This is a genomic window from Methanimicrococcus blatticola (genome assembly GCF_004363215.1).
In the GTDB taxonomy this organism is placed as follows: domain Archaea; phylum Halobacteriota; class Methanosarcinia; order Methanosarcinales; family Methanosarcinaceae; genus Methanimicrococcus; species Methanimicrococcus blatticola.
Genome location: NZ_SNYS01000007.1, coordinates 80,563 through 95,905, shown reverse-complemented (window position 1 = coordinate 95,905; position 15,343 = coordinate 80,563). Strand labels below are relative to the sequence as shown.

General features: G+C 41.6%; 16 protein-coding genes. 5 read left to right on the top strand and 11 right to left on the bottom strand.

What is annotated here, in order from left to right; translation table 11 throughout:
• Positions 1-28: 28 nt before the first annotated feature.
• Together C7391_RS03705 and C7391_RS03700 are read left to right on the top strand one after the other, a co-directional pair.
• Positions 29-1,177 carry a tetratricopeptide repeat protein gene (locus C7391_RS03705; protein WP_133517212.1) on the top strand — a complete coding sequence of 383 codons (1,149 nt, stop codon included), beginning with the start codon at positions 29-31 and terminating at the stop codon, positions 1,175-1,177.
• Between the two features lie 4 nt (positions 1,178-1,181).
• On the top strand, positions 1,182-2,018 hold the full coding sequence (locus C7391_RS03700) for a DapH/DapD/GlmU-related protein (protein WP_133517211.1): 837 nt from the start codon (positions 1,182-1,184) through the stop codon (positions 2,016-2,018).
• Between the two features lie 101 nt (positions 2,019-2,119).
• On the opposite strand, the gene C7391_RS03695 is transcribed toward C7391_RS03700, so the two are convergent.
• The gene (locus tag C7391_RS03695; RefSeq protein WP_133517210.1) at positions 2,120-3,157 is read right to left on the bottom strand and encodes an endonuclease/exonuclease/phosphatase family protein; all 1,038 of its coding nucleotides are present in this window, start codon (positions 3,155-3,157) and stop codon (positions 2,120-2,122) included.
• A 383-nt stretch (positions 3,158-3,540) separates the two neighbouring features.
• Positions 3,541-4,425 (bottom strand): hypothetical protein, encoded by an 885-nt coding sequence (locus tag C7391_RS03690; RefSeq protein WP_133517209.1) that lies wholly within the window; start codon positions 4,423-4,425, stop codon positions 3,541-3,543.
• A 170-nt stretch (positions 4,426-4,595) separates the two neighbouring features.
• On the opposite strand from C7391_RS03690, the gene C7391_RS08570 reads away from it, so the two are divergent.
• Complete coding sequence (locus tag C7391_RS08570) at positions 4,596-4,718, top strand: hypothetical protein (protein ID WP_263295306.1); 123 nt, start codon at positions 4,596-4,598, stop codon at positions 4,716-4,718.
• Here the strand turns inward: C7391_RS08570 and C7391_RS03685 are convergent.
• Together C7391_RS03685 and C7391_RS03680 are read right to left on the bottom strand one after the other, a co-directional pair.
• Positions 4,715-5,623 carry a hypothetical protein gene (locus tag C7391_RS03685; protein ID WP_133517208.1) on the bottom strand — a complete coding sequence of 303 codons (909 nt, stop codon included), beginning with the start codon at positions 5,621-5,623 and terminating at the stop codon, positions 4,715-4,717. The two genes, C7391_RS08570 and C7391_RS03685, sit on opposite strands and share 4 nt — an antisense overlap.
• Positions 5,624-5,735: 112 nt before the next feature.
• The gene (locus C7391_RS03680) at positions 5,736-6,596 is read right to left on the bottom strand and encodes a hypothetical protein (protein ID WP_133517207.1); all 861 of its coding nucleotides are present in this window, start codon (positions 6,594-6,596) and stop codon (positions 5,736-5,738) included.
• Positions 6,597-6,642: 46 nt separating this feature from the next.
• On the opposite strand from C7391_RS03680, the gene C7391_RS08270 reads away from it, so the two are divergent.
• Entirely contained in the window at positions 6,643-6,825 is a 183-nt protein-coding gene (locus C7391_RS08270; protein WP_166627394.1) for a hypothetical protein, read from the top strand.
• 26 nt (positions 6,826-6,851) lie between these two features.
• On the opposite strand, the gene C7391_RS03675 is transcribed toward C7391_RS08270, so the two are convergent.
• From C7391_RS03675 to frhA, 5 genes are all read right to left on the bottom strand, one after another.
• Positions 6,852-8,207 carry a restriction endonuclease gene (locus C7391_RS03675; protein WP_133517206.1) on the bottom strand — a complete coding sequence of 452 codons (1,356 nt, stop codon included), beginning with the start codon at positions 8,205-8,207 and terminating at the stop codon, positions 6,852-6,854.
• Between the two features lie 459 nt (positions 8,208-8,666).
• On the bottom strand, positions 8,667-9,524 hold the full coding sequence (gene frhB, locus C7391_RS03670) for a coenzyme F420 hydrogenase subunit beta (protein WP_133517205.1): 858 nt from the start codon (positions 9,522-9,524) through the stop codon (positions 8,667-8,669).
• A 3-nt stretch (positions 9,525-9,527) separates the two neighbouring features.
• Positions 9,528-10,256: a coenzyme F420 hydrogenase subunit gamma gene (frhG, locus tag C7391_RS03665; RefSeq protein WP_133517204.1), complete on the bottom strand. Its 729-nt coding sequence runs from the start codon at positions 10,254-10,256 to the stop codon at positions 9,528-9,530.
• A 61-nt stretch (positions 10,257-10,317) separates the two neighbouring features.
• On the bottom strand, positions 10,318-10,818 hold the full coding sequence (frhD, locus tag C7391_RS03660; RefSeq protein WP_133517203.1) for a coenzyme F420-reducing hydrogenase, FrhD protein: 501 nt from the start codon (positions 10,816-10,818) through the stop codon (positions 10,318-10,320).
• A 93-nt stretch (positions 10,819-10,911) separates the two neighbouring features.
• Entirely contained in the window at positions 10,912-12,147 is a 1,236-nt protein-coding gene (frhA, locus tag C7391_RS03655; protein WP_133517202.1) for a coenzyme F420 hydrogenase subunit alpha, read from the bottom strand.
• A gap of 686 nt (positions 12,148-12,833) precedes the next feature.
• Between frhA and C7391_RS03650 the strand changes: the two genes are divergently transcribed.
• A complete protein-coding gene (locus tag C7391_RS03650) occupies positions 12,834-13,535 on the top strand; it encodes a DUF169 domain-containing protein (protein ID WP_133517201.1) in 702 nt (233 codons plus the stop codon).
• Between the two features lie 70 nt (positions 13,536-13,605).
• Here C7391_RS03650 and dinD read toward each other — a convergent pair whose 3' ends face one another.
• Positions 13,606-14,481 carry a DNA damage-inducible protein D gene (gene dinD, locus C7391_RS03645; RefSeq protein ID WP_133517200.1) on the bottom strand — a complete coding sequence of 292 codons (876 nt, stop codon included), beginning with the start codon at positions 14,479-14,481 and terminating at the stop codon, positions 13,606-13,608.
• Between the two features lie 275 nt (positions 14,482-14,756).
• The gene (locus tag C7391_RS03640; protein WP_133517199.1) at positions 14,757-15,332 is read right to left on the bottom strand and encodes a uracil-DNA glycosylase; all 576 of its coding nucleotides are present in this window, start codon (positions 15,330-15,332) and stop codon (positions 14,757-14,759) included.
• Positions 15,333-15,343 lie beyond the last annotated feature (11 nt).

Genomic DNA, 15,343 nt, shown 5'->3' with positions numbered 1-15,343 from the left:
TGTATTTTGTATTTTAAAGAGGTTTAAAATGTCTGATGAAAACAAATTAAATATGTTTCTTCCGCCGGATGACGAGGCTTTTTCGTGTCCGTATGCGGATGGCGGCGAAGAAGTCAATGCTCAAAAATGGCATAAGATCGCCATGGATTTGGCGGCAGACGGCGCATTGGATGAGGCTTTACAGGCATTTGAAAGCGGTCTTGAGCTCGAGCCCGAAAACGCGATGCTTTTGCGCAGCAAAGCCGCTGTTTTGAGCCGTTTCGGCAAAAAAGAGGATGCATATCAGGTTTATTTAAAAGCGATTTCTTACTATCCGGATGACGCTGTTTTCTTAAACGGTGCCGGCTATGTTTTAATGGAAAGCGGCCGCGCTCTTGATTCGCTTCAATATTTCGATAAAAGTATTGCTGCCAATTCGCAATTCCCGAATCCGTGGCTCGGCAAAGGGATTGCCTACGGTGAACTCGGTCATTTCGAAAAAGCGATTGAAGCGTATGACAAAGCCATCGCACTGCGCTCTGATTATAAAGAAGCGCATTTCGGAAAAGCTGTGGCACTTGGCGCGCTTGGGAAATACGATGACGCGATTTTTGAATTTGATAAATCTTTGGAATCCGATCCGGAAAATCCGGATGTTTGGTATTACAAAGCGTTGGCACTCGATTCAATCGGTGATGCTGATAACGCGCTTGCCGCTTACAAAAAAACTGTTGAGCTTCGTCCCGAATATGATGACGCGTGGAACAATTTGGGCATTCTCTTAAATGCACTCGGCCGCTTTGATGAAGCGGTTGAATGTTTTGTTCAAGCTTCTGAAATCGACGGCGACCAAGCGGATGTTTGGTTCAATCGCGGTTATACACACGCTGTTTTGGGGCAATTTGATGATGCAATCGGCTCTTTCAGAGAAGCGATTGAAATCGATCCGACTTTTGTGCCCGCTTACATGGAAGCCGCATTCGTTTATGTTCAAACCGGCTTTCCTGATGAAGCGATAAATCTTTACGATCAAGCCATCGCGCTTGAGCCGACAGCCGAAGCTTATTTCGGCAAAGCCGTTGCGCTTCAGGTTATTGGCGACAAAGAAAAAGCGGATATAGCATTTGAAAAGGCGTTTGAATTGGATCCGCGTTACAAAGAAATATTTGACGCGCAATCCGGTCAGACAATGAGGTGAAATTATGAAAAATATGGGATTCGTTTTATTTATTACACTTATCTTGTTCGTTTCGGCAGCAGGCTGTATCAGTTCTGATGCCGGCAGCTTGAACAACAGTACGCTTAATGACAGTCAAATTGCAGACAACGAAAGCAATTCGATCAATGGCGAACAGAATCAAAGCACAAACACAAATCAAAGTACAAATATCAATCAAAATATTTCTGTCGGCGCAGGAACAAAAATCGGATCAAACGTCAGTATCGCATCTGATGCCGTCATCGAACACGGTGTCACAATCGGCTCCAATTCGGTCATCGAATCCGGCGCGCATATTAATCAGGGCGTTGTCATCGGCACCGGCGTGACAGTCGGTAAAAACGCCGTCATCAAACAGGGCGTCATTGTCATGTTCGGCGCTGTTATCGGCGAAGGTGCTATTCTTGATCAGGGCGTTATTGTTCTTCCGGGCGTTACAGTTCCTGCAGGATCTGTCCTCACGCAAGGCGAAATTGTCAATTCGACAAACGCAAACCAAACTCAGAATGTGCCAAGCGGCGGAGTCGGCGAAGGAACAAAACTCGGCGAAAACGTCAGCATTGCGCCGGACGCAATTGTTGAACAAGGCGTTACTATCGGGTCAGATGTCGTCATCGAATCCGGCGCGCGCATCAGCCAGGGCGTTGTTATCGGGTCCGGCGTCACAGTCGGCAAAAACGCGGTGATTAAACAAGGCGTTGTCGTGATGTCAAACGCTGTTATCGGAAGCGGTGCCGTGATTGATCAGGGCGTTATTATTTTGCCCGGCGCAACCGTTTCAGAAAACGCGGTTATCTCACAAGGCGCGATTATTTCTTAAAATAATAAACTAAAATTAATAAACGAAAACAAAAATTAAATTTAAACGCTGATAATATATCAGCGTCTTTTCTTTTTTTAAAATTAAAATTCAGACCCATTTCAGAATACATTTTCGGTTTGCATATGTTTGAACAAGCCGGCGAACCAATTGGCTGCAACTGTCCAAAAGTCCGCGTAAATCGGATAATGATCGGAAACCGCATACGTTTCTTCTGCCGTTAAGTTATATTCGGCGGTGTAATTAAAAACACCTGACGTGTTTGTGAAATATTTTTCCAGCGACTTTGTTATCACAATTCTGTCGTATGTGTTTTTCGATTTGGTGGTTGTCACTTCATCATTTCCGATAATCCAGACATATTCATCGGATTTTAAAGCGGAGTCGCCTTTTTCATTGAAATAAGAGCCGTCAGCGTTAAAGTCGCCCATTACAACATAATTTTCCTGGTCTTTGTAAATGGTTTTGGCATATTGAACAACGCTGTCCAATTCATCAATTTCATTTTTCGCGTCATCGGGTTTGGTGTGAATCAAAACAAAAAGCGCGTCAAAGTCGCCGGCATGCGTTCTGAATGTTACCATGTACGGTTCGCGCTCAAACGGGTCTGTTCCGTCCGGCTCAGGGTAGACCAAAGGTTCGCTTGCGACAAAAACGGAGTTCGCATCGTAAATGTAAGCGTATTGTTCCTTGCTGGAAGAACGGCCGAGTCGGTCGCTGACAACATAATCGTAATTGTACGGTTTACCGTTTTCATCGGTGCCGTTGTTAATCATTTCAACCAGTTTCGGGAGGGATGTGCCGCTTGAGTCGCGGATTTCCTGAACGCCGACAACATCGTAACGGCGGATGGTTTTCACCAAAACATCCATCACATCATCTTTGGCCGCTTTGGATTGACCGAAAATCTGAATGTTAAACGCAGCAATTGAAATCTGCTCTTTTTCAGAAACATTTTCAGAAGGCGGCGTTTGTGTGGTGTTGTTTGTTTCATTCTCAACGGGCGGCGTTATATTTTCCGTCGTATTTCCGGTTGAATTATTCAAATCCGGCATATCGCCATCAATACAGCCGGCAAAAAGGGAGGTTAAAAGCAATACAGATAAAAGAACGACTAAAATCGCGGATTTCGATTTCATAAAAACAAAACGGTTTCACTTGATTTATTTGTTTCGTCAAAAATCGTGCGCTTCGCTTACGATTTTTCATGGGTGCTTTTTGGGCGGTGTTTGCAGAAAATGTCTCGCTTCGCTCGCCATTTTAATGGCTTTGCCTTCGATTGGAGGGTGGTGTTTGTGAAACGCTTCGCATTTTGTACGGCTTCGCCGTATCTGAATACAGTGTACAATTCGATCGTCTGTCGGGGCGGTCGCGTGTGAGTCACTCGTTTTTCAAAATTAGAACTAATCGGGGGGCGTTTATGAATTTGAATATGAAAAATGAAGCGTGGAAATGAAAAAATGAAAGTTGAATCAGCAAAAAGATAAATGGAAATAAAGGAGAATGCGATTAAGCATTCTTTTCATTTTTTGGGCGCATATCTCCAATATTCGGCGTAAACCGGATAGTGTGTTGAGATGATTTCCGCTTGCTCTTGCGTCAAATTGTATTCTTTTGTAATGTTAAAGACACCCTTTGAGCCGATCAGGAAATGACTGGTTGTTTCAGTGACAACAATCTTGTCATACGCTTTTCCATCTGTTGTTGACAAACATTTGTCTGTTGTTGCCCAATAGAACTCATCCGATTTTAACGGCGAATCCGTTGTCGTATTATTGTAATACGGCTCATCCGCGTTGATGTTTCCTAAAATTGTCATGTTCAGCTGACCGGTATAAACATTTTTGACATGGTCGACCGCTTTTGACAATTCATCAATTTCACTTGCGGTGTTGTTCGGGTCTGTGTGAATGTTGATGAACAGAATGTCTCCCGTTCCTTCATGGGCGCGGAACACCAACATATACGGCTCCCACTTGAAAACATCACCGTGCGGCTCTGAATAAATGCGCGGAATGCTTGCCGGATACACAACATTTCTGTTGTAAATGAATGCGTATTGCTCTTGGTCGCTGGCCGGTCCGATAGGCGTGCTTAAATTATACTGATAATAATAGCTCTTTCCTGTGTCGTCCGTGCCGTTATTTAATGCCGTCACCAGTTTTTCCATTGCGGTTCCGTTCGGATCGTCAATGCCTTGTACGGCAATAATATCAAAATGATGAACGGTTTTGACAAGCGTGTCCAAAATTTCGGGATCTGATACTTTTTTCTCATTGAAATCTTCTATGTAATAAGTAGCCACTACAACGACACCTTCGCCGGCATCGTTCTTCGTGTAATTTGATTTCTTTTCTGCCGACTCTGCCAAGCAGCCCGACAGGGAAACAGAAATCAACAGTATCAATAAAATCAAACCGTAAAACGTTTTGTTTTTGATTCCCATGCTTTACAATTATTCGTTTATAGGATTTATTTATTTTGTCTAAACGAAACTATTCCTTCATATCTGTCATGTAATAATTCCGAACGGGAACATTCTAATAAAAAAGAGAAAGACGAAAAAAGAATGGGGAAATGGAAAGAAGAATAAGGACAAAAAGGAAAAAGAAAGAAGAATTAGGAAAAAAGAAAGAAGGAAAAGGAAAAAAAGAAGAAAAAAATGAAAAAAAGAAAACGCAAATTTTTCGCTTCATTTAAGAATTCGGCGGATATGTCCAATATTCCACATAAACCGGATAATGCGTTGAAATTGCTTCGGTTTGTGTTTTATTCAATCCGTATTCTTCGCTGAAATTGAAAACGCCTGCTTTTCCGGCATAAGATCCTTTTAAGTTCGACGTTGCGATAATTCTGTCATATGTGTAACCGTCCGTCGTTGTCGGCATATCATCTCTGATAATCCAAACATATTCATCGGATTTCAATGGGGAGTCTGTTGTTTTGTCATAATACGGCTCATCCGAATACAAATTGCCGACAATTGTAATATTTTCATGGCCGGCATATTCCTTTTTGATATTTTCAATCAATTGCGGAAGCGCGTCAATTTCCTCTTTCGTGTTGTTTTTATCTGTCGTCAGCAGAACAAACAAAACCTGGCCTTGTCCTTCATAGGCTCTGAAGGCGATTAAATACGGATTTCTGTTAAAAACATCGCCATCCGGTTCGGAATACATGCGCGGGGTTGAAGACGGATACAAGACATCTCTGTCATAAATGTAAGCGTATTGTTCTTCGCAGCAAGTTGTTCGACCGACCATTTCGCTTAAATTGAACTGGTAGTTATACGGCGTTCCGTTTTCATGCGTTCCGTTATTCATTTCTTTAATCAGAATCTGCATGGCTTTGCCGTCGGGGTCTTTTATTCCTTGAAGGCCGATGACATCGAAATTTCGAATGATTTTTGCAAGGGACTTGACGACTTCCTCGTCAGATGCCTTTTCTTCATCAAAATTATCAATGTAAAAAGTGGCGCCTCTGATGACACGGTTCGCTTTCACTTCATTTTTCGGTTCGTTTTCTTCGATACAACCGGAAGCGATTAGACCGCTGAACAGCAGCAGTATAATGACCAAAAGGATAAAAACCCGTTTAATACTCATGAGTATTATCAAAGTTTAATGTTATATTTTAATTTAATTGTCATATTATTAATACAAATGACTATTAATTAATTACTTTTATATTTATTTCGGCCAGTTGAAATCGACTGCTTTAATCCTTTTCGCCGAGAACTTTGGATTCGTACTGTTCATATTTTTCATATATTTTTGCCAGTTTCATGACATTGGACATTTTGGAATCCGTAAACACAATCATATTTTCCAATTTTTGAATCAGTTCGGAATTTTCATTCGGGTTTTTCGGAAGCGTTGCGCAGAACCGGTATATTTCATAATTCGGCGGGAATTCATATGTCAGGCGCAATGCCGTTATCAGCATCAAAATAGAATATTTAAAACTGACATAATTCATGTTTTCAATTTCATCAACATTCGCTTCTTCCATCTCAGGCACGATGAAATTTAAAATCATATTGGCGGTTTGAATATCTTCTTTGCCGATAAAAACGCGGTATTTCACCGGAATATGTGATTCAACAGATGCTTTCGGATTCTTTATTTTTTCTCTTAAACTCTCGACAACCACTTTTTTAATCGATTTGTAATTTCCGACAGTCATTGTTGTCGCAATCATTGTTTCAATTTTTGTCAAATTTTCGGTTTTGACGGCTGCGTTTTGTTCCAATTTCTTTATTCGAACCATTGTTTCTGAAATGCCGTTTGCGGTCCACGCTTTGCTGATCGGCAGTTCTGACGCTTTGGCAACCAATTTCTGCTCCGCCATTGTTTTTCGGGCAACCGTTCGAATGATCTGAACGGTTTGAAGATTGTTTCCGGCAACCGGCGTTTCAATCGGAGTCATCTCCGAAACATCTTCAAAAAAAGTGTCGGTAACGCCTTTGACTTTTCCGCAATGCTCGACAAAATAGAAGAAAGAAGGTTTGTCTGTATCAGCATCTCTGTATTTTTCGAATTCATATTGAAGAACTTGTAATTGATTATAAATTGACATAGCTCAAATAAGGCTTGACGGATTTATAAAATTTCTTCACGATTTGATGAAAGTGAAAAACGATTTTAAAAGACGAAAGAAAATAAAAGAAAAAAGAAAAAGAAAAAGAAAAAGAAAGAAAAGAAAAAGAAAAAAAGAGAAAAGAAAAAAAGAGAAAGGAAAAAAGAGAAAAGAAAAAAAGAGAAAGGAAAAAAGAGAAAAGAAAAAAGAGCGAAAAGAAAAGAACTAAAAGAAAAAAAAGAGAGAAAACGGAAATCATTCCGCTTTTCTGATGTAAATAATTTTCACATTGTTGCTGTTGGCGTATTCTTGAATTTCATCCGTCATGTCGCCGGCTGAAATAAAGAGCCCGAAATCGGTCTTGTAATGATTTTTGGCATCAATTGCTTTTTCGATTTTTCTGTTTGTAATTGTGCCGAATTCATCGTTGTCAATCATGACAATGTAGCGGAGATTGTCTTTGTACAAGAGCATGTCCGCATCACCGGCCGTTAACTTGGACACGTCAAAGCCCATCTGCTCGAAAATATCTGCTGCTTTCATGGCCAACGGCGCTTCGCTCGGGATTGAAGATGATTTCAATTGGTGACCGCCGTTTGACAACGCTTTCACGGAACTCGGATTCAAGCGGCGTGTGCCGTCCGGATTCAGTTGGTAAGATCCGTCCGCGTTCAGCAAATAATTTTCTTTTGAGTCCAGCAAATAGTTGCCGTTGTCGTCTAAGAGGTATTGTCCGTCAGCGGTCAGTTGGTAGGCGCCGCCTGCTTCAATCTGCAAGGTGCCGTCTGTGTTCAGTTGCATGGTTGTATCGGAAAGCAGATTGTGTCCGCCGCCGCCAATTTGTTCTCTGTCGGGTGCGCCGCCTAATTTGGCATTTTTGCGTTCCCAAAGCAAATATTCTTCTTTCTTCAGCTTTTCCTGGTCAGGCTCGCTGACCGGAACACTGTTCGCATTTGCGTTGTTTAAAGCGTATTCATAATTGGATTGGTCGAACAAAACCGTTCTCATCTTGTCGAAGTAGCGGTTTTCCGTCTCTTCATAGTATAAATCTTTGGCATCCTGAACAGCCATGCGGAAGTCATCAATTTGGCTGCGTCTGCCGCGAAGCAGGAATTTGTATTCGCGTCCGTCTTTGGTTGTCATCATAAATGTTGTTCTTTTCAAAAGGAAGTAAGAAAACAAACTGATAATTGCCAAAATCCCGACGATGGCTGCAAAATAAACAACCCATTGACTGAGCATTGAAACGACTTCAGCATCTGTGTGCGTTCCGAAATAAACGGCGCTGTATTGCGCCAAATAATAGCCGATCGCGGCCGAATTAATGTAAAGGAGCGCCGCCATGATTAAAAATATGAATCCCCAAATAATTTTTCCCCATTGAGGGCGGTAAGTCCATCCTGTTGAAACAACATCTTCCAAACGGAATTCTCTCATGTGGAGTTTTCTTCTGTTTAACGAGAAAAGGCGTTTATTTGTCAGTACAAGCGTTGTCCAACTCTTATATTCAGATGCAGCCACATTATTGTTTGACCATACCGTCTCATCTTTCATATCAATAGAGTTAAGGACACGTTCTTCTTTTCCTAAATATTTTGAAAAATTTGCCATAATCGTTCACCGAATTCTGTTTTTACAGGCTTTTGTTTACAACGTGTAAAATATGCTTGTAAGATACTGTTTTGATATTTATATAGTTTAGTTTTCCCTCTCAGTCCTGCAAAAAAATCGTTTTCCAATCTTATAACTCGAAACAGGTTTCTAATTCTTATATTGTTCTGTCAATTTCGGCATATTTTCTATAATTGTAATTCTGTAAACACAATTCTATTGTAATCCTGTAATCAGAATTCTGTAATTTATAATTCTATCAATTCAACAACACGTCACAATCAAAATTCACAATTGCAGCCGCTATTCAAAACACAATTGAATTTCTAATTTAAAAACAGTATTCGATTGAATTCCGGTATTTAAAAACGGCATTAAAAACGGCATTAAAAAATGTATTTAAAAATAAGAGGCGGAAAGGACGAATCCTTTCCAAATTTTATTCGCAAATTCAATCCATTAATAAGGGACAGGAAGTCCCATTTCAATGCGGTGTTCGATTTCTTTTGCATTCTTGGTCTTCTTGTCCGTTGACAATTTTTCAATCATTGCGAAACCGAATTTGCTTTCCATGTCCAACGGCTGTGTTTCCAATTTGCCGGCGGCAATCATTTTGTCAATGAAATCTTTGCCGCGTTTGTTTCTGATAATCACTGTGCTCCAGCCGTCGGGTGATCCGACAGAGCCGGTGGCAAAGTCTGCGTATTCGGAGGTGTAGTCCATGCAGACGTGGCAGGATTTCTGTTCAAACGGCATGGTTTCTTTGATCGGAATGGCAATCGGTTCACTGCCGTCTTTCGGATAAACAAAGAGTTTTCCTTTGCCGATGTCCGTCTTTAAAACGTCTGTCATTTTCACGCCGGCATACTCCTCAATCAATGTTTTCATGCCGTTGTACGGGAAGTTTTCCATACAGAAAATGCCGATGACAAGACCGATGTTGTTGACCGTTCCGCGGAATGCGGCCGGGTACTGCATCATCTTTTTCATGGCAATTACTTGGCAGGGCGTTCCGACAAATCCGAGTTTTTCAAGCGCGTGTTCTTTCACAGCGTCTTTAACAAGAGACATGTTCGGGCTGAGGGAGTATTTTGTACCGCGGGCGGACAAAATGTCTTCTCTGGTCTTTGCGATTTTGGGCATCGGTTTGAAGCCTTCTGTCGTGTCGGCGACGATAACGCCGTCCAAGAGACCATTTTCAAGACCGTAAATGTAAGCTGCCGTTACAATGCCGCCGTCCTGTGATCTCTTTAAGATTTCCTGGTCGGTGGAGCGTGCTGAAATAATTTCAATATAATCTCCGATGGGTTTTGTCATCCTTCACACCTCCAAAAGTCCTTTTGATTTAGGCATTCTGATTCTCGGGCACTGTAAAACACAGGAACCGCAGTTGATGCACATTTCCATACGAATGTCGGGCTTGCCGTCATACATGGCAACCGCACGCATTTGGCAGGCGGCGGCGCATGTACCGCATCCCATACAAAGACCCTGGCTGATGACCTGTTTGATGAGGTTTTCACCGCTGGCGTCTGTGTATTTCACGAATTCGGCGTACATTTCCAAGTAATCCGTGTCGCCTTCAAGAGCCGCCATCACGAATTTGACGATTGAGTCGGTTGAGGGCGGGCAGCCGGGGAGCGCGAAATCAACTTTCACGACTTCAGCGACCGGTACGAATGCTGTGTGAGTCGGCTGCGGGTTTTGACCGCCACGACCAAAGCGGGTCACGCCGCCTGTTACAGCGCAGGAGCCGAGCGCGACAACAACTTTTGATTTTTCGCGCACTTCTTTGATTAATTCAACAGCGTGGTGGTCGTCTAAGCAAATGCTTCCTTCCACTAACGCGATATCAACTTCATCCGGATAAACACGTTCAATGACGATTTTGTCTTCCGTTTCCGTTACTTTTGTCACTTCATCTGCCAATGTAATGGCGTAAACGAGATCTACGGCGCTTAATATGTCAAGCAGCTTCTCGTATGTGTCAGCAAACGAGATCAAGCAACCCGTACATCCGCTCATGTGGACATGTGAGATTTTTACCAATATAATCACCCGATTTTCATTTCAATTGTTCTCCAAGCAGAGAACATCTACTCTGTCCCGGTCATTTTTCCAATTCTTCTAAAACCATTTCGGCGGCTTTATCAACAGCGGCAGTTACTTCTTCTGAAAGTTCAACGCAAACATCCGGTGCGGACATATACTTATACTGGCATCCGATGACGACAACTTCAATACCGTATCTGTTATGGATATCATTCAGCATTCCCGCAAGGGGCATATCATGCGCATCAATGTGATATTTGGGGATTTTCGGCAAATCGTCGGGGTAAAGTCTCGTTAATTCCCCCGGCTTTAAACCGTAATCAATAATATCGGCAATGATTACTTTTTTGACTTTCGATTCTTCATCTATCAAAGAAAGAATGAAGTGTGAAGCTCCTGTTCCTGCATCAATGATTCCGACAGTTTCCGATTTCAGTTTCGGTGTTGTTTCTTTCAGCTCATTTAAACGCTGAACGACCGCAAATCCGAATCCGTCATCCGCTAATAGGATATTTCCGCAACCCAGAATTAATGTTTCTTTTTCAAGGTATTCCGGCATAAATTCACCTGGTTTATTCTATGTATTAATCTCATTTTTATTTATATGGAGATTAATTATATGGAATCATTAGAAAAATACTTTGTGGGACATTTATTTAAACAACTTTTCATCGACGGTGTTTCCGTCATAGTCTTTTGCAATCATGTGCGTTGCGCAGGAGACACACGGGTCATATGCGCGAACAACGTGTTCGGCAAATTTGTAGTGGTGTCCGACGGTTGCTTCTCCGATAATCGGAATGTTCCATGTGGTTGCAACGATTGCGCTGTACTCAACGATTCTGCCGTCTTTTCCGACGACTGCCGCGTGGACATTGTGACCGCGGGCGGCTTCAATTGCGCCGACACCGACTGTTTCGCCGTCGCCGACAATCGGGTCCGTACAGAATGGAGCACCGCTTGTGTTTAATTCGTCCAAAAGGTCCAATGCTCTTTCAGCGTAGTGAGCCATTTCCAACGCTCTTGCTTTGTGAATGCCGAGTGCGCCTTTTGTTTCTTTGAAATCTTTAAATGTAACCATACGGGCGCGAGGTCCGACTTCAACCAAACTTCCTTTGTATTTCGGAATGTTTGTGCAGGCCTGAAGCGCGACTTCCTTGGGGTAGTGTTCAAAGGGAGAATATTCAACAGCCTGTGAATAGTCGAACTTTGAAATGTCGCCGTAGGTCAAACTGGTTGCCAAAAGCGGATAGTCGTGGTAGCCGAGTTTTTCGGGAATTTCTGTTCCGTCATTGAGCTTTCTTTCGTTGTAAAGGTTCATCATGTAGTCGCACTGGACAGCCGCGAGTTCCAAATAGTTCTTTGCGCGGGAGATGAGCTTTTCTTTTGCTTCGGGCGTGATATTTTTGGCCATACCGCCGATTTTGATGTTCGGGGGGTGGATGGCTTCGCCGCCGATTGTGTCAACAAAGTACTGTCCGATCTTTCTCATTTCCTGAATGCGTTTGACAACGTCGGCGTATTCGTCTTTGGGGACGTAGTCGGGTGCAATCAAGAACTGGTGAAGCGGATGGGAATGCATTTTGTTTCCGATTGCTGTCAATTCTCTTAAAATCAATCCGTCTTTTGACGGTTCCATGCCGCAGGCTCTTTCAAGCGCTTCAACGGAGGATGTCGAGTGTGCTGTCGGGCAGATTCCGCAGAAGCGTGAAACCGCGATCGGTGCGAATTCTGCAACTTTTCCGTATAAGAATTTTTCAAAACCTCTGACCGGCGTCACACTGTGATATGCGCCTGACTCAACGATGCCTTCATCGTCAACGGTCAGAACCAAATTCGTGTGGCCCTCGTGTCGGGTTGTCGGTTTAATTTCTACTGTTTTACTCATTCAATCACCTTTTTATCGCCGGAATTTTCGGGATAAATCCTCTCTCTACCGTTTTTATTGAATTTCCTTTGAATCTGAGATCTTAGATTTCAAAAATGATATAATTTTACTCATTTGAATTCAAAATCAGTATGAGTAAACCGCTTACGCATTTCTCTTATTTATTTCATATGCTTGGCGAAATTATTTATCATGTTTAATTCGGAATGAATTATCGTGATAAATTAATCGAATTTATCATTTTTGAAGTCATGTCTCTCAAATTCAGTATTTTTCAGAATTTCTTCTCTATTTAAATATGTTGTGGTAAAAATTTTAAATCATTTAATTCAAAATACGAAGCAGATGTCTCGATTGGTAATTCTCCGGCTATTTTGTTTTCAATCACTTCTATTTGTTTTTCAATATACGGATTATATCATTTCACAGTCATTATCTCTCCATCTCAATGACAAATCATTACAATTAATGGGTTTTTTTGAATTCCGACTCGTTTTTTTTATTTTTCTGTTCTGCTATTTTTGAGGTCAACCGCCGTTTCAGAAAAGTAATTAAATATCATCTTTAATAATTGATAAATGCGTGTAATTTAATTACATGGATAAAACGAGTTACAGAAAGGTACCAAAGTGCCGAATTATCAAAACAATCAAAACAAGTTATCAAAAACAAAGAGGGTAATTATCATGAATTTGGAGCAAATGAATGCTTACGGCAGTGAATTGAAATCGCTTCTTCAATTGGAAGGATCTCCCGTTGCCATTAAGCTGATTCCCGCAGGCAATGAAGACGAAGTGACCGGAAAATTCTCACAAATTGACCGTCAAATGCGTCACTGCCAAATAACGGATCATGTCCGCCGCACCGGGGAAATGTTTTATACAACACTTGAAAATCATCAATGCAAAGGTGGTGCGGCAGCGCTCGGCCTGACCAAATTGTCTGATAAAGTCAGGAGCGGTGAATTTTATTGCGACGGTCTCCATCATTTTGAAACCGTTGAAGCCGCCAAAAAAACAGTTGATATGATTACATTTTTGGCACCGAATTCCAATTCAATCGCACTCTACGGTCCGCTTGAAAAAGCCTCGTTTGAGCCGGATGTCGTCATTTTCATTTGCAACCCGATGCAAGCCATGCTTTTGACGCAAGGGTGGGAATACCGCGATGGCGGCCGCATCACAGCGGAGTTCTCCGGAAAACAAAGTGTCTGTTCCGATGCCGTTGCTCAAGTCGTTAAAACAGGCAAACCCAATATGACGATCGGTTGCAGCGGCAGCCGCGCTTACACCAAAATTATGCCGGGCGAATTGCTTTATTCCATTCCGGCGCAGGATATTGAGAAAACAATTATCGGATTGAGAATGATTGTCGGCGAATCCGACTAATTCTCATTTTCTTTTTTTAAATTTTGTTTTCTCTTTTTTTTAAATTTCTTTTTCTCTTTTCTTTCTTTTTTTAATTTTCCTTTTTTTTATTTTTGTCTGTTTCAGGAAGTTTTCCGGATTTGTTTTCAAGTTTTTTCTTTTCAGATTTCACACGTCGCTCCAGTTTTTTGATATCTTCTTCGGGAGGAAGATTTTCCGGTTTTATGCCGCGTCGGTCAAGCATGTTTCGAACGCTTACATTATTTTGGGTATGTTCGGCGGTTATGGGCATTTCTCCCTGTAATTCCTCTTGCAAAACGTTATGATTTGTCATTTCAGTTGCCAGATTTTTTGCAGCAATGGTCAGTGTCGGGAGAAAATCTGCCAAAGGACGTGTTTGTGTTATGCCGTATTTCTTTTTCATAATCTGTGTTGTTTGACCACCGAAAAGTGCTGTATCTCCCACTGAACGAATCCGGCCAAAACCGGCATAATCTACACCCCTTTCGTAGATGTTTTGAGAAAATGTTTTTTCAGACTCGCGTAATCGTTCCCTGGCATCCATTCGAATTTGAAGACGCATTCGGTCTTCAATCATTTCTTGTTTTCTGGTTTGAATCGCAAAATAACTCTGTGCAAAAGCAATGCTTTCTTTACGCGGATCCCCGTTTTGGGCAATAAGATAACAAGCGTAACGGGTGAGCATGAAATCGTTAATCGAACGTTCTGCTCCGCTGCCCAAATTGACCATTTTCGTAATGCTACGAAAATGGTTATTTGGTTCTCCTCCTCCTGCTTTACAGGAGTCAATTGCCTTTTTGATAACCGATTGAAAGTTTTCCCATCGGGAATACCCGAGCGGTTCCATTAAGTCACGGGCAAACCAAAATTCTATATTCTCATCAGGCAGGCATTGACTGATTTTATCAAAACGGTTTTTCAATTCTTTGACAACATCTGAATTCATAATAATCGCAGCATTTTATTCAACGAATTAAACGAAAACACATCGGAGATGTTATCGAAAATTCGAGTGTGAACCATTCATTTTGAAATAAATGCCATAAGTGTTGTGAAATTTTTAAAATGAAAAACCTTTTAAAAGAAACGCATCCGTTTTTAAAAATAGTTGAATATTTATTTCAAAATCCAATCATTAAAGACAGGTCTTGAAATAAATTTAGCATTAATCTTGAATAAATTTTAAAAACACATTTTAAAAATAAATTGAAGATTTGAATTTTATTCATTCCATAAATACCGATATTTATCCAAATATCCGTACTGTTCGGCTTCTCTTGATCTTTGATAAATCAAAGCGGCCGGATGGAATATTTTAACGATATGAGTACCGTTTTCATCAATTTTGGATTCGCCCCATTCCAAGGTTTCGCCATATGCCTTTTCGGCGGTGTTTCCGAGGAGAATGATAATGGTCGGCTTCATCAATTCAATCTGTGTTGTTAAAAACGGGCGGCATATCTCAATTTCTTTTTTTGTCGGTGTCCGGTTCGCGGGCGGGCGGCATTTCAGCGTGTTAATGACAGCCCATTCGCCGTCTTTGAGTTCCATATAGTCAATAAATTTGTCCAAGAGTTTTCCGGCGCGGCCGCAGAACGGGATGCCGGTTTCATCTTCATTTTTGCCGGGGGCTTCGCCGATAAAAACAACTTTCGGATTTTCAGATCCTTTTGAAATGACTTTGTTTGTTACCGTTTCATGAAGCGCGCAATTTTTGCATTCTAAAATTTTCTGCTCCAAATACGGAAAGCCGCCTTTCACCAAATCGGTGACGACAGGGGAATTTTTATCAGACATTTATTTCTCCG

What these genes read in the sequence shown, in the direction of transcription:
- C7391_RS03705 (WP_133517212.1), top strand. Translation starts at nt 29, where the DNA reads ATGTCTGATGAAAACAAATTAAATATGTTTCTTCCGCCGGATGACGAG.
- C7391_RS03700 (WP_133517211.1), top strand. Translation starts at nt 1,182, where the DNA reads ATGAAAAATATGGGATTCGTTTTATTTATTACACTTATCTTGTTCGTT.
- C7391_RS03695 (WP_133517210.1), bottom strand. Translation starts at nt 3,157, where the DNA reads ATGAAATCGAAATCCGCGATTTTAGTCGTTCTTTTATCTGTATTGCTT.
- C7391_RS08570 (WP_263295306.1), top strand. Translation starts at nt 4,596, where the DNA reads ATGGAAAGAAGAATAAGGACAAAAAGGAAAAAGAAAGAAGAATTAGGA.
- C7391_RS03685 (WP_133517208.1), bottom strand. Translation starts at nt 5,623, where the DNA reads ATGAGTATTAAACGGGTTTTTATCCTTTTGGTCATTATACTGCTGCTG.
- C7391_RS03680 (WP_133517207.1), bottom strand. Translation starts at nt 6,596, where the DNA reads ATGTCAATTTATAATCAATTACAAGTTCTTCAATATGAATTCGAAAAA.
- C7391_RS08270 (WP_166627394.1), top strand. Translation starts at nt 6,643, where the DNA reads ATGAAAGTGAAAAACGATTTTAAAAGACGAAAGAAAATAAAAGAAAAA.
- C7391_RS03675 (WP_133517206.1), bottom strand. Translation starts at nt 8,207, where the DNA reads ATGGCAAATTTTTCAAAATATTTAGGAAAAGAAGAACGTGTCCTTAAC.
- frhB (WP_133517205.1), bottom strand. Translation starts at nt 9,524, where the DNA reads ATGACAAAACCCATCGGAGATTATATTGAAATTATTTCAGCACGCTCC.
- frhD (WP_133517203.1), bottom strand. Translation starts at nt 10,818, where the DNA reads ATGCCGGAATACCTTGAAAAAGAAACATTAATTCTGGGTTGCGGAAAT.
- frhA (WP_133517202.1), bottom strand. Translation starts at nt 12,147, where the DNA reads ATGAGTAAAACAGTAGAAATTAAACCGACAACCCGACACGAGGGCCAC.
- C7391_RS03650 (WP_133517201.1), top strand. Translation starts at nt 12,834, where the DNA reads ATGAATTTGGAGCAAATGAATGCTTACGGCAGTGAATTGAAATCGCTT.
- dinD (WP_133517200.1), bottom strand. Translation starts at nt 14,481, where the DNA reads ATGAATTCAGATGTTGTCAAAGAATTGAAAAACCGTTTTGATAAAATC.
- C7391_RS03640 (WP_133517199.1), bottom strand. Translation starts at nt 15,332, where the DNA reads ATGTCTGATAAAAATTCCCCTGTCGTCACCGATTTGGTGAAAGGCGGC.